Source organism: Treponema succinifaciens DSM 2489, assembly GCF_000195275.1.
Classification (GTDB): Bacteria; Spirochaetota; Spirochaetia; order Treponematales; family Treponemataceae; genus Treponema_D; species Treponema_D succinifaciens.
The window spans coordinates 1,535,327-1,556,004 of the sequence record NC_015385.1 but is presented as its reverse complement, the minus strand read 5'-3'; the positions used below and the strand labels follow the sequence as shown (position 1 = coordinate 1,556,004).

The window sequence follows — 20,678 nt, the reverse complement described above, 5'->3', positions numbered from 1 at the left end:
TGGCTTTTATTGACTTGTCGTATATAATAGAATTTATGCTAAAGATAATTCCATCTTCTAAAATAGATAATTTAAAAAAAATAAATCCTGATTTTATAAAGGGAAAGAGAAACCCAACATCTGAAGAAATTGCAATTCTAGAAAAAAATGGGAATTCTTCGTCCGATTCTGAATGGAAAAATTTTTTTGTAAGCTCTGAATATGGGAAATTTAATCCGTCGCAAATCCGCCAGAGCGATTTTTCTGGAACTGTTATTATTGGAGAACTTTTCGATTCTGAAATTTCGTTCCATGATTTAAAGCTTCGGACAGGAATTTACAGTTCAAATTTAAAGAATGTTTGCATTGGTGATAATTGCGCTGTTCAAAATGTAAGGTATCTTGAAAACTACAAAATCGGCTCTCGTGTAATTCTCTTCAATATAATGGAAATGTCGTGCACGGAACATTCAAAATTTGGAGAGGGACTTTTAAAAGAAGGCGAGCCTGAGTCAAATAGAATTTGGATTGGCGTTGGCAACGAAAATAACCGGCGTGCAGTTCTTCCTTTTACTGATATGATTCCGGCTGATGCTTTTTTATGGTCAAGATTCCGTGAAGATAAAGAACTTATGCAGCGTTTTGTTGAACTCACTGAATTTGGAAAATCAAAAGAGCTTGGAACTTATGGAATTGTAGAAGATGATGTTGTCATAAAAAATTCAACGCTTTTAAAAGATGTGAAGATCTGTTCATGCGCTTACATAAAAGGCGCTCTAAAGCTTAAAAACATTACAATTCTTTCTTCGGAGGACGAGCCTAGCCAGATTGGAGAAGGCGTGGAGATGGTCAATGGAATAATGGGCTTTGGAAGCCATGTTTTTTATCAGGCTATAGCAGTCCGTTTTGTCATTGGAAGAAACTGCCACTTGAAATACGGCGCACGTCTTTTAAATTCTGTGCTTGGAGACAATTCTACAGTTTCATGCTGCGAGCTTTTAAATAACTTGATTTTTCCTTTCCATGAGCAGCATCACAATTCTTCATTCCTGATTGCTTCAACTGTAATGGGGCAGAGCAATATAGCTTCTGCGGCGACAATTGGTTCTAACCACAATTCAAGAAGTCCTGACTGCGAGATGATTGCTGGCCGTGGATTCTGGCCTGGACTTTGCTCGGATTTTAAGTTTGATTCAAAATTCGCTTCATTTGTTCTTGCTTCAAAAGGTAGCTATGTAAATGAGCTGAATATAACTTATCCATTTTCTTTGGTTGCTCCAAGCTACGAAGACTGCACTGTTCATATTATTCCTGCTTACTGGTTTTTGCATAATATGTTTGCAATTGTGCGTAATAAATATAAATTTCAGGCGCGCGACAAAAGGTTTATAAAAGTTCAGCACATTGAAACGAATCCTCTTGCCCCGGATACTGTGCAGGAAATTATTTTTTCTGTTAACAGGCTTGTTGAACTTACTTCAAGATATTTAAAGCTTCCGTCTGATGACTGCCGGAAAATGACAAAGGAAAATTCCTATCCTGAGCTTCTTGAAAAATTCCGGGAGCTTGCAAAGTCTGCAAAGGATTCCGCTTCGCTTCTTCAGATTGCAAAAGATTATCTTCATCAGAATCCAGATTCAAAATTTCTTCTTACTGATGACCGTTGCCAGAAAAAATTCGGAGCGATTATTTACAAGCCTGCGCAAGGCTACAAGGAATACCGCCGTGTTTTAAAGTATTTTGCGGCTGAAAGTTTGATGGAATATGTTTTAAAAAACAACCGCGAAAGTCTTTGTCAGACTGATTTTTCTGAAATTGAAAAAATTCCGCTTTATACGAAATGGTACAATGTTGGCGGCCAGTTGATTCCAGAAGAAAAAGTTGAAGGGCTTTTTGAAAAAATAAAATCGCATTGTATAAACAATTGGCAGCAAGTTCACGCTTATTACGATGATTGCCAGAAAAACTACACAGAATATAAGGCGCGCTATTCCGTTTATATAATAGAATTTCTTTATTCCAAGAAAATTACAGAATTTAATGCCGGCGACTTTGAAAATATTTTGCAGGACGTTGCTTTTGTTGCAATGAATATGCTTGAGTCTTCGATTTCTATACGCGAAAAAGATTTCACAGATTATTTCCGCTCAATAACATTTAGAAATGAAGAGGAAAAAAATGCTGTGCTTGGAACTTTAAGAGATGATGAGTTCCTAAAAAAACTAAAGGAGTCAACGGAAGACTTTATAAATTCGCTGAACAAGCTTTTTGTGCTTATGCATTGAGTTTTGTTTTGGGAATTTTTGAAAATGTTTGAAAACATTTCATTTTCATTCTCTTGACATCGTTATATGCTTTGCTGTAAAGTCTATTCATATGAAAAAACCAATTCTTCTACTAGCACTAGATTTCTCTTTTGTTTGCCGGACTGACGGTTGCTAGTAAGTTGCTTATTATTGTAAATTACAGACCTGTCGTTTGGCGGCAGGTCTTTTTTTTATATTAAAATGTATTTTTATAAAACAAGGGGTATTTATGAATGCAAGTATGAATCCGAACGGAAAGTATGCGCGCGTTGGCGACATTGAGCTTCCGAACAGAAAGTGGCCTTCAAACAAAATAACAAAGGCTCCGGTCTGGTGTTCTGTTGATTTAAGAGATGGAAATCAGGCTCTTGTAAATCCAATGGGAATTGATACAAAGCTTGCGTTTTTTGATTTGCTTGTAAAACTTGGATTTAAAGAAATTGAAGTTGGATTTCCTGCTTCAAGCGACACTGAATATGAATTTATCCGCCGTCTTATTGAAGAAAATCATATTCCTGATGATGTTACGATTCAGGTTTTGTGTCAGGCGCGTGAGGCTCTTGTAAAGAAAACTATGGAATCTCTCAAGGGCTGCAAACAGGCGATTTTCCATATTTATAATTCGACTTCACCTGCGCAGAGAAAATATACTTTCAATAAATCCAAGGAAGAAATCAAGCAGATTGCGGTTGACGGCGTAAAGTGCATAAAGTCCTGCCTTTCCGACGAGGACAGAAAAAGAATCCGCCTTGAATATTCCCCGGAAAGTTTTTCACATACTGAAATTGACTATGCGGTTGAAGTCTGCGAGGCTGTAAAAAATGAATGGGGCTGTTCTGCGGACAACAAAATTATTATGAATCTTCCGACAACTGTTGAATGCTATACGCCGAATGTTTATGCGGATGCGATTGAATATTTTGCAGAGCATATTTCCGACCGCCAGAACATAATTATAAGCACACATTGCCACAATGACCGTGGAACTGGCGTTGCTTCCTGCGAGCTAGCTTTGCTTGCCGGAGCAGACAGAGTTGAAGGCTGCCTTTTTGGAAATGGAGAGCGGACAGGAAATCTAGACATAGTGAATGTTGCATTGAATATGTACAGCCAGGGAATAGATCCTCAGCTTGATTTCCATGACATTCAGAGCGTCGGCGAGCTTTATACAAAGTTTACGGAAATGGAAATAAATCCGCGTACTCCTTATGTTGGCGAGCTTGTGTTTACTGCGTTCAGCGGAAGCCATCAGGACGCAATTAGAAAAGGAATGGCTGCGCGCACAAAAATGCCTAAAAACGCGCTTTGGGATGTACCTTACATTCTTATTGATCCGCACGACATTGGCAGGCAGTACGAGGGAATCATCAGAATCAACAGCCAGTCTGGAAAAGGCGGAGCGGCTTATATTCTTGAGCAGGAATACGGAATTTGTCTTCCAAAGGCAATGCATCCTGCTCTTGGCGAGCTGATAAAGAAAGCTGCCGATGAATCCCAGCGTGAGCTTGACAAGTCTGAAATCTACAATCTTTTTGTTAAGCATTGGCTTGAAGCGAAAGGAAATCTTTCAATTGTTGATTTGGCTGAAACTCATCTTGAAGGAAAAGAAAATTCCGAGTCTACTTCTTGCCGCGCTGTTGTTGAATGGAAAGGAAAACGCTATTCAATCGGAAAAACTGGAAACGGACCTCTTGATGCATTTGCTGGCGCGCTTTCTGAAATTCCTGCTCCTAAGTTCAGCATAACGGCATTCCATGAGCATAGTATTGGAACAGGAAACGATACTTCCGCAGTTGCCTATGTACAGATTACGTGCGAAGACGGAAACCAGTACTGGGGAGCTGGAAAATCGACTAACGTTGGCCGCGCCGGTGTTGACGCTGTTGTAAGCGCATTGAACCAGATAAAATAGATTTTATAGAACTCAAAAAGCAGGGCAAACGCATTATAAATAATTTAAGTAAAGTTTGCGCGAAGGAACGGTTTCTGGGTCAAAAACACTCTGATTGTTGAGACCGCATGAGCAGGTAGTTCTATAGTTACTTTGCAACAATCAGCGTGTAGCGCATTATTGCGCGATTTTGAACCAGAAAACCGTGTCTGGGAGCCAGTTTTATGCTGAATACATTTATAATGCGTTTGCCATGACTCAAAAATTTTTCTTCATTGAATTGCATAGAAAAATCTGTTATAATGCAGTTGCTCTTATTTTGGGGGGCGGCTGTAATTTTTTTCCGGGACTGAAAATGCTTTTTTATTTGGCTTTTAAGAATATCGTATCAAGAAAAAGCTCGTTTGTTATTGTTCTTTTTATTGCGTTTGCCGTTATGCTCATGGCTGTTATAAATTCAGTTTTTGACAGCACAGAAAACGGAATTGAAAAAGTTTTTTCCAAAAGCTTTACAGGTGACCTTGCGATTTTTCCTAAAAGTGATATTCCGCTGAGCCTTTTTGGAGACGAAACTCCGGTAACGGGAACTCTTACAAAAATAAATACGCTTGTTCCTTTTAATGAAATTTCCGACTGCCTGAATTCGATTCCTGAAATAGAAAAAAGTGTTCCGCAGGTAACGGGAACAGCCGCTTTGGAATTTAACGGGGAAAGAACACCTGTATGGATTTTTGGAGTTCCTGCCGCAAAGTATTTGGACTGTATGTCTGCTATAAAAATTCTTGAAGGCTCGCCTTTTTCAGATACTGAACGAGGCGTGATGCTTTCAAAAAAATATGCGCAGGAAATGAATATCTCTATTGGAGACACAGTTCAGTTTCTTGTTGTTGACGGTCCGACTTTTAGAATCCGCGCGGCAAAACTTTCCTGCATTTATGAATATCCTGTTGAAAATTCCACGCTGGATAGAATTGTTCTTGCCGATGCTTTTACTGTCCGTTCGCTTATGGATATGTCTGAATCTGTTGCGGACACTTCCTTTATTGGAGAAGAAAAAACAGATTTGCTTGAAAGCGATTTGGATATAGAATCTCTTTTTGACGATGCTGAAGATGTAGGTGCAGTTGTTGTCGAAAATCCGTTTGAAGAAATTCAGCCTGCATTGGAAGAGCCAAAAATTTTTGACAGTTCTTCCTGGAACTATGTAGTCTGCTCTCTTTCTCAAGGTGAAAATTCAAAAAAGACAATAGGAAATTTAAATAGAATTTTTAAAAAGAATTCCTGGCCAGTGCGTGCCGTTGCCTGGAGAACTGCCGCCGGAAGCACAGCTTTGTATCTTTACTGGATGCGTGTAATTTTCAATGCGGGTGTAATTGTTATTCTTGTGGCAGGATTTATAATCATAAACAATACGCTTGTTGTAAATGTCCTGAATCGAACTCAGGAAATTGGAACTTTAAGAGCGCAGGGAGCTTCAAGAGTTTTTGTTTCGCTTCAGTGTATGGCCGAAACTTTTATGCTTACAATAACGGCTGGAATTTTGGGCTGCATTTTGGGAGCTGTATGCACAGCCGCATTGTCTTCCATGAATATTGAATTTAAAAATGTTTTTTTGATTCAACTTTTTGGAACTGACCATCTTGTTGTTTCTACGTCGTTTTCAATTATGTGCAAGTCAATGCTTCTTTCTGTCTTGCTTGGACTTTTGGGCTGGATTTATCCTGTTAGAACCGCTTTAAAAGTTAATCCTGTTCAGGCTATGCAGGGGGCAGTCTAATGAATTATGTTAACCTTTCCGTTCGCTCGTTGCTTTTAAGGTGGCGGCAGTACATTTCTCTTTTTTTTGTTTGCGCTATTGGTGCCGGAGTTTCACTTTTTTCTTTTTTTCTTATAAATGGAATGTTGTATTCTCTTTCTACGAAGGCTGAAATTTATTACGGCGGAAACTATCAGTTCTTAGGCGGAAGAAATAATTTGGAATTTTACGATTGCCGGGAATTTGTTGAAAAACTTTCTGGTGTTTTTCCGGCTGGAACTATTATTTCCCCAAGGTTTGATTTTGATGCGGATTCTGCTTCTTTTTATTATGAAGGTGTTGAAATCCGTCAGCGTGTAATAAAAGGCGTTGACTTTGAAAAAGAAAAAATTCTGTTTTCAAAATTCAATTACGTGCAGGGAAGCGCAGACAAAATTGCAGGAACAAACGGTATTTTGATTTCAGAAAAAATCGCATCCATGCTGGAAGTTTCAACTGGAGATTCTATAACCTTTATGCTTAGAACCGGACCTGGATACATAAATACTGTTCAGCTTGTTGTAAAAGGCATTTTCAAAGATTCAAGCGTGTTTGGAACTTACACTTCTTATGTTGACATTGATTTTCTGCGGAAGGCTTATTGCTCTCCGGAATTCTATGCAAATAGAATCGGAATATTTTTTCCTGATTCAGTTCCTTCTACAAAAGACTCTTTAAAATATCAGGCTCTTCTTGAAAAAGAATTCAATATGTTCAAGTTGGTTAATGATAAGTACGATTTTTATGATCCGCTTTTAGCCGGACAATTCAGTGAGCCGATTTATGCGTTTATAGTTTTGGACGCAAACATGGAAGATTTGGGCGTTATAATTGACGCAATGAAAATAATAACTTCGCTTGTAATTGCGGCTCTTGTAATAATAATTGTCGTTGGAATCAGCAGCACTTATAAAGTTATTGTAATGAAGCGTATAAATGAAATCGGAATTTACAAGGCGATTGGAATGGAACGTGGCTCTGTGATTTTGCTTTTGCTTAGTGAAGCATTTGTGCTTTTAATTTCCGGCTGTGCGTGTGGCTTGGGATTTTGCTTGCTTTTGGAATTCATTGTAAAGCAGTTCAATTTTTCTTTTATTCCGGCGTTTGATATGTTTTTGACAAACGGATATATTGTTCCCATGAACTCTTTTTGCGGCGCAATGCTCATTTTTATGGTTATAATTATTACTACAATTACTGCGGTTTTGTTTTCGCTTAGAGCCGCTATAAGAATTACGCCAGTTCAGGCATTGACTGTAACAGAATGAATTTATGCTTGTTAATAATTTAAAACTTAAAATATTTAATGGATGGACTATGAAAAGTTTTAAGAAAATTGTCAGTTTTATTTTTTTTGTTTCCGCAGGAATTTGTGTTTTTGCGGCTTCCCATGATGAGCTTTTAAAGCAGGCGCAGGAAAACACAGCTTTTTACGGAACGGATTTTAAAGGATTTTATTCAGTTGTTCAAGAAAAGCCCGGTGAAGGAAAAAATGCTACAGAGGCAATTATGTACCGCAGGGACAGCGAGTCAAAATGGACAATTCTTGTTACAGGACCTGCAAAAGACAAAGGAAAAGGCTATCTTCAGTATGACAACAATATCTGGTTCTATGATCCTGCCGACCACAGATTTACATTCACAAGCGCGCGGGACAAATTTCAAAATACAAACGCGAACAATTCAGACTTTGCGCCGCAGTTTTACTACAGGGATTATTCAATAGAAAGTTCTTCGGAAGTAACGCTTGGAAAACTTGAATGCGTAATGTTTGTGTTAAAGGCAAAAGTTCAAAATGTGGATTATCCTGAATTACGTCTTTGGGTTACAAAAAATGACGGGCTTGTGCGCAAAAAGGAAGATTACAGCCTTTCCGGCCAGAAGCTTAGAACAACCGCGATTCCTTCGTATCAGATAGTTCAGTCTGCAAGTCAAAACTATTATATTCCTGTAAAAATGCTTATCACGGACAATCTGCGCGGAAAGAAAATCGGCGAAAAAACTCAGTTCGAGCGCACTCAGATTACGATTACAAATATAACTTTTGACCGTGTTGAAAATTCAGTTTACACAAAGCCATATCTTGAGATGATGAGCGAAAAGTAAAATGAAGCGGATTTTTTTTATAGCGGTGTTTTTCTTTTGCGTTTCTCTTGGTTTTTCTCAGGCGGAAGATGATGTTTCGTTTGATGATGATTTGCTTTTTTCAGAATCAGAAGACATTGTTGTTGAGCAGTCCGATGCTTCGGAATACGTTTCTTCCAAGCAAACGTTGAAGATTGGAACTTCCGAGTATTTTATCCCGCTGAAATTCACAGGTCATTTTGAATCTGACTTTGGATACTATGGAACTAAGCACAATCAGAATTCCGAAAATAATGAATTTAAGAATTCAGTTTATTTTGACTTGGCGAATTATATTTATTTTATGGCGCGTCTGGACAAAACACTTTCTGTGCGCGGAACAACCAGCGTAAAATTTCCGCCAAAAAAAGATTCCATAAAACTTGACGAGCTTTATTTTGACTATCTGATTTGGGACAGAATTTACATTACAGCAGGAAAGAAGGAGACTACCTGGGGATATACAAGACTTTTCAGCGGAGAAAACGCATACAGCCTTTATACAGATACCGACTACGAGAAGCTTACCGAAGAAGAAAAAGAGCAAATCCGCCAGACAATTGAAAAGCAAGGCTATCTTTACACAAATATTTTAAGCGACAGTTCCGACACCGTTTCTGGACTTTTGCGCATTCCTTTTTGGACTGGAACTTTGTCTGGAATTATTTTGTACAACGGAACTTCAACAGAGCCTGAATTTGAAGACATTTCGGCGGCTGGTTCTCTTGAAATGACATTTTTCCATACAACTTTCAATATTTTTGGAAGAAAAAATCCAAAGCCGGAAACTGGCTCAACTCCAGTAACTGTCGGTGCAGAAGCAAAACGGACTGTTTTTGGAACAGATCTTTATTTTCAGGGAATCGGAAAACTTGCGGATGATCACCGCGATATTTCAAAGTACGTTTTTACAGGCGGATTTTACCATTTGTGGGACGGACGTGATCCGAATTTCGGCTTGAACTTTGAATTTCAGAATTCTTACAACAAAGAACTTGAAAAAAACAGCTGCCGAATTTATCTTGATATGGGCTTGAAGCGTCTTGGAAAAAATAAAGACATGAAGCTTGGCTTGCAATGGCAGCATATTATAAAAAGTGAAACAGAAGATGACAAAAGCGGTCTTGTGAAATTTGGCTTTATAAAATCAGGGCTTTTTCCAAATGCGGAATGGAACACAGGTATTGAAGTCCGCTATCATCAGATTGATGCAAACTACGAAAATAAAATTTACATGATCCGGCTTGGAAGCTCAATTCAGGTAAAAATGGACTATTAAACTGTTGTTTGTGTTGATTTTCTACGGAAATATATATAATATTGTTTATAGGATATTTCTGAATTTTTTTTGCAGATTTTTTACATTATAAAAAGCGAGGTGCTTATGGCTGTTCAGCCTATAGATCTTTCTACCATTTATTCTCAGATGGATAAGATTGGGCAGTTTAATGCTTCGCAAGTTCAGACTGCAAGCATGTCGAACAGGCAGCATCTGGAAAAAACGGCTCAGCAGCAGACTCAAAAAGCCCAGACTGTTACAGAAACTTCCCAAAGCGAAGATTCTGCAAAAATTAAGGCTGACGTGAGTCAGGGCGGAGGAGCTGGACAAGGTCTTTTGCAGGGAGAAGGAAAATCCGCAAAGCAAGAGCCAGAGATTAAAAAGCCTACTGTCTACGAAATAAAAGATCCGAATCTTGGACAGCATATTGATATTACAAGCTGAAAAGAAATGCCGTTTGCGTTGACCATTGCTGTTTTTATAATATTTTTCAATATACTCATGTGGGTTGTCTTTTTTAAGAAGTTCAACGCTTTTTTTTCCACAGATAAAATTATTGAAGAAACCAATGAAAAGGCAAAAGAAATTATCAAGAGTATAAACTTTAACGCTGGAAGAAGCATCGATTTAATAGAAGATAAAATCAAGCAGTTGAAAGCTGTTTCCGCAGAGGCTGAACGAAAAATCGGAATGCTAAAAAAAGAGCTTTCTCTTGCTGAAAGCTCAAAATCATTTCAGAAAAAACTGGACTCTGCTTCCAAAAATTCCTTTATGCAGGGCGACTTGTTTTTTACAGAAAAGGCGAAAAATGAGCTTGGAATAAAAAATCTTCCCAGACCGGAAGTTGAAGTCAGGAAAATTCCCGTAGTTGAGCCTGAGCTTTTTATGTCGGAAAATCCTATTGTTCCTAAAAAAGACTTTAAAGTACAGGTTTTGGAACTGCGCGCCCTTGGAATTCCGGCAGAAGAAATTGCAAGAAAAACAGGCCGAAGTATTCAGGAAGTAAAACTTGTAATAGAATTTTCTTAATTTTTTATAATTTTTGCGGACTTGTTTTAATAAATATTTTCCCAAAATAGCTTTTTTTTCTTGAACTTTGAAACGAATCAGAGTATATTTTTATCTATGAGTAATTTGAAATTTAAAAAGGTCAAATTTGGAACTCTGTATGATGGAAGAAAAGTTCATTTGTACACAGTTTCAAATGGCTCCATGAGCTTTTCTGCTATAGATTATGGATGCACAATTACAAGCATTCTTTTACCTGCAAAAGGCGGAAAAAAAGTCGATGTTCTTTTGGGCTGTTCAACTTTGGAAGGCTATGCTTCTAGCGGTAGCTGTTTTGGAACTGTAGTTGGTCGCTTTGCAAACAGAATCGGCGGCGCTGCTTTTTCTCTAAATGGAAAAACTTACCAGCTTGATAAAAATGACGGCGAAAACTGTCTTCATGGCGGCTTCGACCGTTACGAAAAGAAGCTGTGGTCTGCAAAAAAAATCCGTACTGACAAAGGTCTTGGAATTGAATTTTCACGAATAAGTCCTGCTGGCGAACAAAATATGCCTGGCAATTTGAAAATAAAAGTCACCTACACATTAAATGAAGACAATGAGCTTACTTTGGATTATTTTGCCAAGACAGACGCTCCAACTCCAGTAAACCTTACGAACCATGCTTATTTCAATTTGAAAGGCTATGATGGCGGTTCTATTGAAGATCAGGAACTCAAGATGGATTGCTCAAAATTTGTTGAAGTTGACGAGCATCTCATTCCGTCTGGAAACCTTTGTTCTGTTGATGAAAAAAAAGCTTTTGACTTTAGAGTTCCAAAACTTATTGGCAAAGATATAAAAGAAACTGGCTCGGGATATGACCATGCTTATTGCATTGATTCATATAATGGAAGTTTAGTTGAATTCGCGGTGTTAAAAGATCCTGCCAGCGGACGCACAATGACAGTTTCTACAACGTTGCCTGCCTGCCAGATTTATACAGCAAATTTTATTGATGGAGTTGGAAAGAACGGCTATCCTTTAAAATCTCATGACGCTGTCTGCATGGAAACTGAGGCTTATCCTGATGCTCCGAACCATGAGAATTTTCCAAGTTGCATAGTAACTCCAGAAAAACTGTACCATGAAACTACGGTTTATAAATTTGGTTTTTAGTTTTCAGCAATTATAGAAAAATATAAAGAGGTTGTGATGGACATTCAATTACAGGAATTAATCGAAAAAATCAAAAAGGACGGTGTCTCCAGTGCAGAATCTGCCGCCCGCAAGATTATTGCCGATGCGGAAAAAAAAGCCGCTTCAATTGTAAGCGATGCTGAAGTTAAAGCTGACAGCATAATAAAAACTGCAAAAGCTGAAACTGATCGCATGGAAAAAGCCAGCGAGGATGCTATTGCGCAGGCTGGACGAAACCTTATCATTTCATTCCGCGACGGAATAAACAAGGAACTTTCCTCCATTGTAAATTCCGAAACAGAAAAAGCAATGGATAAGGATTTGCTCAAAAAATTGATTCCTGAAACTGTAAAAGCTTGGTCTGCCAATCTGGATGTGGATGATGTTTCACTTCTTTTGCCTGCAAAGGATTTAAAAGCTCTTGAGACAAGCTTGAAAACTGCATTGAAAGCAAAAATTGCAAAGGGGCTTGTAATAAAAAGCGATGCTTCCCTTTCTGCAGGGTTTAGAATCGGCTCGAAGAATGGCTCTGCATTTTATGATTTTAGCGCAGAAGAAGTTGCGGCTTTGTTCAGTGCATATTTGAATCCAAAGACAACAGAAATTATGAAAAAGGCTGCTGCAGGAATTTCAGAGGAAGAGCCAAAGCCTGCTGTAGAAGAAGAAAAGAAACCGGCGGCTTCAAAGGCTAAGAAAACTACTGCAAAGCCAGCGGCAAAATCACGTGCAAAAACTACAAAGGAAACAAAATAGTGGAACATCTCTATTATTTGGTTGCCCAGCTTCCGGCAATTTCTGTAAATGATGACAGTTCTCAGAAACTTCCGCTTACAGTTGGATATTTCAAGGATTTGTGCAGCCGTTTTATGTCTGAAAAATCTGCGAAGCTTGCTGAAAAACTTACGCTGGAACCTCCTGTTGAGCCTGTTTCAACTGGTTCAGTTTTCCTTGATGAATGGTACGAAAAAGAAAGATGCCTTCGACTTGCATTGGCTCAAATCAGGGCCTTAAAAATGAAGAAAGATATAAAGGATCTTCCTTCTGCAAGTGATGGTGAGTCTATTCAGGCCGCTCGGACTGCTACTGGAATGGACAGTCCTTTGGCGGCGGAGCAGTATCTTAATCAGTACCGTCTTGGAATTTTGGATCGGATTTCGCCTCTGGACAATTTTTCAGTTGATGCGGTTTATAGCTATGGACTGAAGTTGATGCTTGCCGAGCGGATGAAGAAGTTTAACAAGGATGAAGGCTTGGCTTCTTACCACAAAATTTATGATGAAATTCTTGGAGAAAAGAAATGACTGATACAAAAGGCAAAGTTGTTGCTGTCAATGGAAACATGGTTTCTGTTGAATTCGATGGAAAGGTATCTCTCAATGAAGTAGGCTACGTTAAAGTTGGCGGAAAAAGCCTGAAGGGAGAGGTAATCCGTATCCGCGGAAATACAGCGCAGATGCAGATTTACGAAATGACAAATGGTATTTCAACAGATTGTTCTGTAGAATTTACTGGAGATTTGCTTAGCGTTGAAGTTGGTCCTGGTCTTTTAGGTCAGGTTTATGATGGATTGCAGAATCCGCTTCCTCTTCTTGCTGAAAAATCTGGATACTTTCTTGAGCGCGGCGTTTATCTTCCTGCTCTTGATGAAAATAAAAAGTGGGAATTCACTCCTACTGCAAAAGAAGGCGACAAGGTTTTTGCAGGAGACAACATTGGAACTGTTCCAGAAGGACCTTTTACCCACAAAATCCTTGTTCCTTTTGGATTCCTTGGAACTTACACAATCAAAAAAATTGCAAAGGCAGGCGAATATAAAATTCACGATACTATTGCAACTCTCGCTGATGAAAAAGGAAAATCTGTAAATATCAGCATGAGCTTTAAATGGCCTGTAAAACGCGCTGTAAATTGCTATGCAGAGCGTCTTAGCCCTGATGAGCCGATGGTTACTAAAGTCCGCCTGATTGATACATTTTTCCCTGTTGCAAAAGGCGGAACATATTGTATTCCTGGTCCGTTTGGAGCTGGAAAAACTGTTCTTCAGCATACAACAAGCCGCAATGCCGATGTTGACATTGTAATTATCGCAGCTTGTGGAGAACGCGCTGGTGAAGTTGTAGAAACTCTTACAGAATTCCCAGAACTTAAAGACCCTCGCACAGGCCGTTCTCTTATGGAGCGCACAATCATAATCTGCAATACATCTTCTATGCCGGTTGCTTCGCGCGAAGCTTCGTGCTACACAGGCGTTACTCTTGCAGAATATTACCGTCAGATGGGACTTAATGTTCTTCTTCTTGCTGATTCTACTTCAAGATGGGCGCAGGCTATGCGTGAAATGTCCGGCCGCTTGGAGGAAATTCCTGGTGAAGAAGCGTTCCCTGCATATTTGGAGTCAACAATCGCTTCTTTCTATGAACGCGCGGGAATTGTAAAGCTCCGCGATGGAAATGTCGGTTCTGTTACAATCGGTGGAACAGTTTCTCCTGCTGGTGGAAACTTTGAAGAGCCTGTTACTCAGGCAACTTTGAAAGTTGTTGGCGCATTCCATGGTCTTAGCCGCGAACGTTCCGATGCGCGCCGTTATCCTTCTATTGATCCGCTTGATTCCTGGTCAAAATACAAATCTACAATTGGACATAATCTTGTTGAGTTTGCTCGCAATGTCTATAAAAGAGGCGCAGAAGTCAACCAAATGATGAAAGTTATTGGTGAAGAAGGAACAAGCCTTTCAGATTTTGTTATTTACTTGAAGAGTGAATTCCTTGATGCCGTCTATATGCAGCAGGATAGTTTTGATGAAATTGAAGGCGCATCTTCTGTAGAACGTCAGAAATATGTTTTCAATAAAATTGTTGAAATTCTTGGCTCTGACTTTGACTTTGAAGAAAAAGACGATGCCCGCAACTTCTTTAATACTTTGCGCCAGAATTTCATTGATATGAACTACAAGGAATTCAAGAGCTCGGATTTTACAAAAGCTGAAAAAGTCATAGAAAGTACTTTGTCTTCAAAAAATGCGCAGGTATCTAACGAGGCAAAGAAGCTTCTCAAGGACGGTGAATAATGAATAAAGTATATAGCAAAATTGAAAGCATAAACGGAAGCGTTATTACTGTAAAAGCAAAAGGCGTAAAGCTTAATGAACTTGCTGAAATAAACACAAGATTCGGAAAGTCCCTTGCTGAAGTGAATAAGATTGACGGCGATACAGTTTCATTGCAGGTTTTTGCTGGCGGACGCGGTGTTGCTACAAATGACCAGATTCGCTTCTTGGGACACGAAATGCGTGTTTCTTTCAGCGAAAATTTACTTGGACGTATTTTTAACGGTTCAGCAGAGCCAAGAGACCACGGCCCTGCATTGACTGAAAATCTTGTTGCAATCGGCGGTCCTTCTGTAAACCCTGCAAAACGTATTAATCCAAATAGGATGATGCGTACAAACATTCCAATGATTGATGTTTTCAATACTTTGGTTGTCAGCCAGAAAATTCCTATTTTCTCAATTTCAGGTGAACCTTACAATCAGCTTTTGGCCCGTATCGCTATGCAGGCACAGGCTGATGTTATTGTTCTTGGCGGAATGGGCTTGAAGTATGACGATTATCTTTACTTCAAAAAAACATTGGAAGAAGGCGGCGCATTGAGCAAGACTGTAATGTTTGTTCATACTGCTGCTGATCCGACTGTTGAATGCATTAAGATTCCGGATCTTTCGCTTGCAGTTGCTGAGCAGTTTGCGCTTCAGGGAAAGGACGTTCTTGTTCTTCTTACAGATATGACAAACTTCGCTGATTCAATGAAGGAAATCGCAATTACTCAGGAGCAAGTTCCTTCTAACCGTGGTTATCCGGGAGACTTGTACTCTCAGCTTGCAAGTCGCTATGAAAAGGCTGTTGACTTTGCTGATTCTGGCTCTATAACGGTTTATGAAGGCGCAGATTTCGGACGTGGCGACTATAACCTTTATTCAACTCCTCTTTGGATTGATATGGCTGCGGATAGAATGGAAAAAGCGCTTGAGCTTGATTTGGAGGCGGAAGTTCTTGACGAGCAGGTAAGGCTTTTGGCAAAAGAGCTTCGCACAACAACTCAGCGTGTAAATCTGTTTGAAAAAGTAAAAATTCCTGAAACAAAAGCTAATATCAAGCGCATAGGAATTTTTCTTGGAGATGAGCAGGTCAATGCTGTTGTACGCTCAAAAATTTCCAAGAAAAAACTTCAGGCTGATGCTAAGGAGGCTGAATAATGGCTATTGTGCAGATGAAAAAAGTCTCTTTGGTTATTCTTGATTCAACAAGAAAGGCTTCTTTAAAGCAGCTTAGAAAAGCTGGAGTTCTGCATTTGGAGGCTGTGGAAGGCTCTAGTCCGGCACTTTCTGCTTACAGGGAATCTGCTGCGGAAACTGACAAGGCCATTTCTATTCTTGATGAAATAAAAGAGTCAAAAAAGTCTCCTGCTTTAATTCAGGAAAAACTTGACAAAGATTCAGCTCGGGAAAAGGCGAAGGAAATAATATCTTTAAGCGACAGAAAAAAAACGCTTTTTGATTTAATTTCCCAGAATAAAAATGAACTTGCCCGGCTTGAAAAATGGGGCGACATAGATCCTGAGGAATTTAAGGCTTTTGCAGAAAAAGGAATTTTCCTATATATGTATGAAATTCCTTCTGAAAAGTACCAGATGATTGGCGAAGATTGCGAAACTGTTCTTGTAAATTCCATAAATAAAGTTTCTAGGTTTTTGCTAAAATCAGAAACAGAACTTGAAGAGCGTCCTGCAGGTCTTCCGGCTGAAGCGTATGCTGTTCCTTTGCCTGAATATTCTACTCGTCAGATGAAGAAAAATATTGTAGATGACGAGCATGGAATTGAAGTAATAGACAAGAAGATTTTTGCAGAGAAAAAATTCCGCACTGCTTTGCTTAATTATAAGAAGCAGCTTGCCTCTGATATTGAATTTGAAAATTTGTACAGCGGCATGGAATCAGAATCTTCAAATGAAAATTCTGATGGCGAGGAAACGAAACTTGCTTGGCTTACAGGGTATATTCCAGTTGACTCAATGAAAAATTTCAAAGTTGTATGCGCAGAAAACGGTTGGGCATTTGTGGCTTCTGATCCTGCGGATGATGATCCGGTTCCTACAAAGCTAAAAAACAATAAGCTTGTAGAACTTATTTATCCGCTTACAAACTTTCTTGATGTTACGCCGGGCTACCATGAGTATGATATTTCAGGCTGGTTCTTGCTCTTCTTCTGCATTTTCTTTGCAATGATTTTTGGAGATGCGGGATATGGTGCATTAATCTGCGCGCTTGCAATTGGGCTTATGGCTAAAGGCGCAAAAAACGGAAAGGCATTTTCTTCTGTAAATGTGCTTGTCTTTTTGCTCGGATTCAGTACAATGTGCTGGGGTGTTTTGACTTGCACTTGGTTTGGTATAGATTCAGCAAAACTTCCAAAATGGATGGTGGATTTGTCTTTTGCGCCGATTTCACCTGCAAAAGTTGGATCTGATGTTTCTAATACTAACCAGCAGATTTTCTGTTTTATCCTTGCTATTGTTCAGCTTAGCATTGCCCATATAAAAGGAATTCTTCGTTATAGGAAATCCTTAAAGTGCCTTGGAGAACTTGGCTCTTTGCTTGAGCTTTGGGGAATGTACTATGTTGTAATGGACATGGTTGTTGATGCTGTAAAATATCCGCTTGGAATTACAGAAGAGACTTTGTATTTCTTTGGAATCGGCTGGCTTCCAATTCCTTATGTTGCGCTTGGTGTGCTTTTCTTTGGGTTTGCATTGAATTTTATATTTTCAAATTATGACGGAAGTATTAAAGATTCTATTTTTGAAAGTCTAAAGAATATTATCAGCGTGCTTTTAGGAATTGTAAATGTTTTCAGCGACATTGTTTCTTATATACGCTTGTGGGCTGTTGCTCTTGCCGGTGCAGCTATAAGCAGTACAATAAATACAATGGCTGGACCTATGCTTGGCAAGCTGATTATGGTTGGTTTTGGCGTTATTCTTTTATGCTTTGGTCATGGACTGAATATTGTGCTGAACCTTTTGTCTGTTATTGTTCATGGTGTGCGTCTGAATACACTTGAATTCAGCCAGCATCTTGGAATGTCGTGGAGCGGAACAAAATATTCTCCGTTCCGTGAGGAAAAATAAAATTTGAATTACGGCGGGAATTTCTGCCTAAAAAATTAGATTAACAACGCAAATTTGCGTAAAGGAGTATTTATGAACTGGGGAATGATTGGTGCTGGTGTTGTAATGGGAATTGCCGCGATTGGAAGCGCAATCGGTATTGGAATTGCAGGTCAGGGAGCAATTGGAGCTTGGAAAAGATGCTATTTGAATAACAAGCCTGCTCCTTTCCTTTTGGTTGTTTTTGCAGGAGCTCCGCTTACACAGACAATTTATGGCTTTCTTCTTATGAACACAATGAGAACTTCTACAGCTGATCCTTTGTTCCTTCTTGGACTTGGAATTGCTTGCGGTCTTTCAATGTGCATGTCTGCTGTTGCTCAGGGAAAAGCAGGTGCTGCTGGCTCTGATGCTTTGGCGGAAACTGGAAAAGGATTTGCGCAGTACATCATGGTTGTAGGTCTTTGCGAAACAATCGCTTTGTTCTCTATGGTATTCGGAATGATTGTTTGCTAAAATTTTTCATTCTATAAGAAATTAAATTGCCCGGAGCTTTTTTGCTTCCGGGTTTTTTTGTCTAAAAATAAATGTAAGGGCAAACGCATTATAAATGTATTCAGCATAAAACTGGCTCCTAGGAACCGTTCCTTCGCGCAAACTTTAGTTAAATTATTTATAATGCGTTTGCCTTGAAATAAATGCTTTTACACAAGTCTTCAATTTGATATAATAAATATTATGGAAGAAAAATTTAAAACTCCGCGTGTAATTCAAATCGGTGGAAATAACGGAATAAAAAAAATATATATCGGCGGAAAAAATCCTGTTACAGTTCAGACAATGTGGAAAGAGTCAATAACTGAAATTGACAACAGCCGTCTTGATTCAATTATAAAGCGCATTGACAGTTTGAAATCCCTTGGCTGCGACATTGTCCGTTTTGCTGTTCCTGACATGGAAAGCGCGCATTCTTTGTGCAAAATTGCCGGGAACACGGATGTTCCGCTTGTTGCTGATATACACTTTGACTATAGGCTGGCACTAGAGTGCTTGAAAGGAAATATTTCTGTAATCAGAATCAATCCTGGAAACATAGGAAATTTCGACAGGACAAAAGCTGTTGTAGAGGCTTGCAAGGAAAAAAGCGCGGCTATAAGAATTGGCGTGAACACAGGATCTTTGCCTAAAGACTTGGAAAGAAAAGTTGAAAATTCAGAAATTACAAGGGCACAGGCTTTAGCGGAAACTGCATTAAGAGAAGCTGAAATTTTTGCATCTCTTAAATTTGAAAATTTTGCAGTCAGCATGAAAGCTTCGAGTGTTCAGGAAACAATAGAGGCGAACGAGGCTTTTGCCCGTCAGTCGGATATTCCTTTGCACATCGGCGTAACAGAGGCGGGACCTTTGATTACCGGAGTTGTAAAATCTACACTGGCTTTTTCCCGTCTTTTAACTGAAGGGATTGGCTCTACAATCCGCGTCAGCCTTTCATCTTCCCCTGAAAATGAAGTTATTGCAGGAAGGGAAATTTTGCATGAATGCGGACTTAGAACTGGCGGCGTTACTCTGATAAGCTGTCCTAGATGCGGACGTTTAGGTTTTGATGTCCACGGATTTATGGAACGCTGGCAGAATAAGTTGCTTTCACTTGATAAAAATATCACAGTTGCGGTAATGGGTTGCATTGTAAATGGACCGGGAGAGGGCAAGCATGCTGATTTAGGAATTGCTGGCGGCGGCGGAAAATGCATAATTTTCAAAAAAGGAAAAATAGTGCAAACAATTGATGAAAAAAATGCCGATATAGAATTCAAAAAGGTTTTGGAGAATCTTTAATTCAATGAGAAAGTTTGCCATAAAAGTTTTTGTTGTTTTTTCGTTTATATTGTTTTTTTGCTTTGATATTTTTGCCGCTCCTAGAAAACCTCAAAAGGGGCAGGAAGATTGGAGGGCATTGCAAAAAGCCAAAGATTCTTTTGAAAAAAATGACTTTGGAACTGCTGTAAAATTTGCAGAGCAAGCAAAAGTTATACGTTCTCAAAATGCCAAGTGGCAAACTTATATTCTTGATGAAACTTTAAAAAATTCAAGAGTCCGGCGTGCTGGAGATTCAATTGAACGTGTTTCGCAGGTTTTAAATGAATTGAAATTTACAGAAGCTTCAAAAATCGTTTCAATGCATATTGAAAAACATGGCTTGGATTTTTTTAACGGAAGCTATTCAGAGCTGATTGAGTTTGTTTCACTTTATGCGCATTATCCAGAGGCTGATTTTCTTCTTGGAAAAATTTATAAGCTTGAAGGCGAGTATTCTGTTGCCTTGAATTACATGAAAGATGCTTATGAGTATTCTGTGAATCTTGATGTTTCAATGGAAAAATATGATTTGCTTTATGAGCTTGCCGAACTTTCTTATGACTTGGGAAGCAAAGACGACTACGAAAAATATCTTCTTGTGATTGCAAGTGATGATTCTGTTTTTACGAATTTAGGCTACATGGATGCGCTTCTTCATATTATTAATACTGATTCTTCAGATACCCTTGAAAAATTTTTTCTTTTGTACCGTGCGGAAGATACAGCAGGATTGAAAGCGTTTGTGAAGCTTGGAAAACTTTATATGTCAGAAGCTGAAAATGACAAAGCGTTGAAATTTAATGCTTTTGCAGGAATTTTGGCTGTAACAAAAATTGAATCTGTTTTAATGCAAAGAATAAACGGCTTTAAATATTCAAATTTTAAGACGCTTCTTGCTAAATCTTCCAGCTACAGCGACATTGTGGAGTGGGGCATAAAAAACGGTGTATGGGAACTTTTCTGCGACCTTGCTGAATCCGCAGCTAATTCTGGAAAAATAGTTTTTTCCCGTTCACTTTTTGTTTCTCTTTCAGAATCTTCGCCTGTTGAATACTGGAAATCTTACGCTTCAGAAAAAATTGTAAAATCTGAAAACTGA

Annotated in this window: 17 protein-coding genes; all 17 read left to right on the top strand. The window is 38.9% G+C overall.

Annotated elements, in window-relative coordinates:
- The first annotated feature begins 35 nt into the window (after positions 1 to 35).
- The 17 genes from TRESU_RS07410 (at position 36) to TRESU_RS07330 (ending at position 20,678) form a co-directional block, all read left to right on the top strand.
- A complete protein-coding gene (locus TRESU_RS07410; protein WP_013701632.1) occupies positions 36 to 2,264 on the top strand; it encodes a DUF4954 family protein in 2,229 nt (742 codons plus the stop codon).
- Positions 2,265 to 2,514: 250 nt separating this feature from the next.
- Entirely contained in the window at positions 2,515 to 4,197 is a 1,683-nt protein-coding gene (locus TRESU_RS07405; protein ID WP_013701631.1) for a 2-isopropylmalate synthase, read from the top strand.
- Between the two features lie 232 nt (positions 4,198 to 4,429).
- Positions 4,430 to 5,953 (top strand): ABC transporter permease, encoded by a 1,524-nt coding sequence (locus tag TRESU_RS07400; protein WP_041612020.1) that lies wholly within the window; start codon positions 4,430 to 4,432, stop codon positions 5,951 to 5,953.
- Positions 5,953 to 7,239 carry an ABC transporter permease gene (locus TRESU_RS07395; protein WP_013701629.1) on the top strand — a complete coding sequence of 429 codons (1,287 nt, stop codon included), beginning with the start codon at positions 5,953 to 5,955 and terminating at the stop codon, positions 7,237 to 7,239. Before TRESU_RS07400 ends, TRESU_RS07395 begins: the two co-directional genes overlap by 1 nt.
- Before the next feature lie 49 nt (positions 7,240 to 7,288).
- On the top strand, positions 7,289 to 8,077 hold the full coding sequence (locus tag TRESU_RS07390; protein WP_041612315.1) for an outer membrane lipoprotein-sorting protein: 789 nt from the start codon (positions 7,289 to 7,291) through the stop codon (positions 8,075 to 8,077).
- 1 nt (position 8,078) lies between these two features.
- A complete protein-coding gene (locus TRESU_RS07385; protein WP_013701627.1) occupies positions 8,079 to 9,374 on the top strand; it encodes a hypothetical protein in 1,296 nt (431 codons plus the stop codon).
- A gap of 105 nt (positions 9,375 to 9,479) precedes the next feature.
- On the top strand, positions 9,480 to 9,818 hold the full coding sequence (locus TRESU_RS07380) for a hypothetical protein (RefSeq protein ID WP_013701626.1): 339 nt from the start codon (positions 9,480 to 9,482) through the stop codon (positions 9,816 to 9,818).
- Positions 9,819 to 9,824: 6 nt separating this feature from the next.
- Positions 9,825 to 10,403: a hypothetical protein gene (locus TRESU_RS07375; RefSeq protein ID WP_013701625.1), complete on the top strand. Its 579-nt coding sequence runs from the start codon at positions 9,825 to 9,827 to the stop codon at positions 10,401 to 10,403.
- Between the two features lie 96 nt (positions 10,404 to 10,499).
- Positions 10,500 to 11,540 carry an aldose epimerase family protein gene (locus tag TRESU_RS07370; protein WP_013701624.1) on the top strand — a complete coding sequence of 347 codons (1,041 nt, stop codon included), beginning with the start codon at positions 10,500 to 10,502 and terminating at the stop codon, positions 11,538 to 11,540.
- 36 nt (positions 11,541 to 11,576) lie between these two features.
- A complete protein-coding gene (locus TRESU_RS07365; RefSeq protein ID WP_013701623.1) occupies positions 11,577 to 12,314 on the top strand; it encodes an ATP synthase subunit E in 738 nt (245 codons plus the stop codon).
- Positions 12,314 to 12,862 (top strand): DUF2764 family protein, encoded by a 549-nt coding sequence (locus TRESU_RS07360; protein WP_013701622.1) that lies wholly within the window; start codon positions 12,314 to 12,316, stop codon positions 12,860 to 12,862. Before TRESU_RS07365 ends, TRESU_RS07360 begins: the two co-directional genes overlap by 1 nt.
- Complete coding sequence (locus TRESU_RS07355) at positions 12,859 to 14,628, top strand: V-type ATP synthase subunit A (RefSeq protein ID WP_013701621.1); 1,770 nt, start codon at positions 12,859 to 12,861, stop codon at positions 14,626 to 14,628. Before TRESU_RS07360 ends, TRESU_RS07355 begins: the two co-directional genes overlap by 4 nt.
- Complete coding sequence (locus tag TRESU_RS07350; protein WP_013701620.1) at positions 14,628 to 15,812, top strand: V-type ATP synthase subunit B; 1,185 nt, start codon at positions 14,628 to 14,630, stop codon at positions 15,810 to 15,812. Before TRESU_RS07355 ends, TRESU_RS07350 begins: the two co-directional genes overlap by 1 nt.
- On the top strand, positions 15,812 to 17,743 hold the full coding sequence (locus TRESU_RS07345; RefSeq protein WP_013701619.1) for a V-type ATP synthase subunit I: 1,932 nt from the start codon (positions 15,812 to 15,814) through the stop codon (positions 17,741 to 17,743). The genes TRESU_RS07350 and TRESU_RS07345 overlap by 1 nt, the downstream gene beginning before the upstream one ends.
- 72 nt (positions 17,744 to 17,815) lie before the next feature.
- A complete protein-coding gene (locus tag TRESU_RS07340; protein WP_013701618.1) occupies positions 17,816 to 18,238 on the top strand; it encodes an ATP synthase subunit K in 423 nt (140 codons plus the stop codon).
- A 222-nt stretch (positions 18,239 to 18,460) separates the two neighbouring features.
- Entirely contained in the window at positions 18,461 to 19,558 is a 1,098-nt protein-coding gene (ispG, locus tag TRESU_RS07335) for a flavodoxin-dependent (E)-4-hydroxy-3-methylbut-2-enyl-diphosphate synthase (protein WP_013701617.1), read from the top strand.
- 4 nt (positions 19,559 to 19,562) lie between these two features.
- The gene (locus TRESU_RS07330) at positions 19,563 to 20,678 is read left to right on the top strand and encodes a tetratricopeptide repeat protein (protein WP_013701616.1); all 1,116 of its coding nucleotides are present in this window, start codon (positions 19,563 to 19,565) and stop codon (positions 20,676 to 20,678) included.

Excerpts from the sequence above, each read along its gene's own strand:
- TRESU_RS07355 (WP_013701621.1), top strand. The coding sequence starts at position 12,859 with ATGACTGATACAAAAGGCAAAGTTGTTGCTGTCAATGGAAACATGGTT.
- TRESU_RS07385 (WP_013701627.1), top strand. The coding sequence starts at position 8,079 with ATGAAGCGGATTTTTTTTATAGCGGTGTTTTTCTTTTGCGTTTCTCTT.
- TRESU_RS07345 (WP_013701619.1), top strand. The coding sequence starts at position 15,812 with ATGGCTATTGTGCAGATGAAAAAAGTCTCTTTGGTTATTCTTGATTCA.
- TRESU_RS07390 (WP_041612315.1), top strand. The coding sequence starts at position 7,289 with ATGAAAAGTTTTAAGAAAATTGTCAGTTTTATTTTTTTTGTTTCCGCA.
- TRESU_RS07330 (WP_013701616.1), top strand. The coding sequence starts at position 19,563 with ATGAGAAAGTTTGCCATAAAAGTTTTTGTTGTTTTTTCGTTTATATTG.
- TRESU_RS07380 (WP_013701626.1), top strand. The coding sequence starts at position 9,480 with ATGGCTGTTCAGCCTATAGATCTTTCTACCATTTATTCTCAGATGGAT.
- TRESU_RS07350 (WP_013701620.1), top strand. The coding sequence starts at position 14,628 with ATGAATAAAGTATATAGCAAAATTGAAAGCATAAACGGAAGCGTTATT.
- ispG (WP_013701617.1), top strand. The coding sequence starts at position 18,461 with ATGGAAGAAAAATTTAAAACTCCGCGTGTAATTCAAATCGGTGGAAAT.
- TRESU_RS07340 (WP_013701618.1), top strand. The coding sequence starts at position 17,816 with ATGAACTGGGGAATGATTGGTGCTGGTGTTGTAATGGGAATTGCCGCG.
- TRESU_RS07395 (WP_013701629.1), top strand. The coding sequence starts at position 5,953 with ATGAATTATGTTAACCTTTCCGTTCGCTCGTTGCTTTTAAGGTGGCGG.
- TRESU_RS07405 (WP_013701631.1), top strand. The coding sequence starts at position 2,515 with ATGAATGCAAGTATGAATCCGAACGGAAAGTATGCGCGCGTTGGCGAC.
- TRESU_RS07370 (WP_013701624.1), top strand. The coding sequence starts at position 10,500 with ATGAGTAATTTGAAATTTAAAAAGGTCAAATTTGGAACTCTGTATGAT.
- TRESU_RS07375 (WP_013701625.1), top strand. The coding sequence starts at position 9,825 with ATGCCGTTTGCGTTGACCATTGCTGTTTTTATAATATTTTTCAATATA.
- TRESU_RS07410 (WP_013701632.1), top strand. The coding sequence starts at position 36 with ATGCTAAAGATAATTCCATCTTCTAAAATAGATAATTTAAAAAAAATA.
- TRESU_RS07365 (WP_013701623.1), top strand. The coding sequence starts at position 11,577 with ATGGACATTCAATTACAGGAATTAATCGAAAAAATCAAAAAGGACGGT.
- TRESU_RS07400 (WP_041612020.1), top strand. The coding sequence starts at position 4,430 with ATGACTCAAAAATTTTTCTTCATTGAATTGCATAGAAAAATCTGTTAT.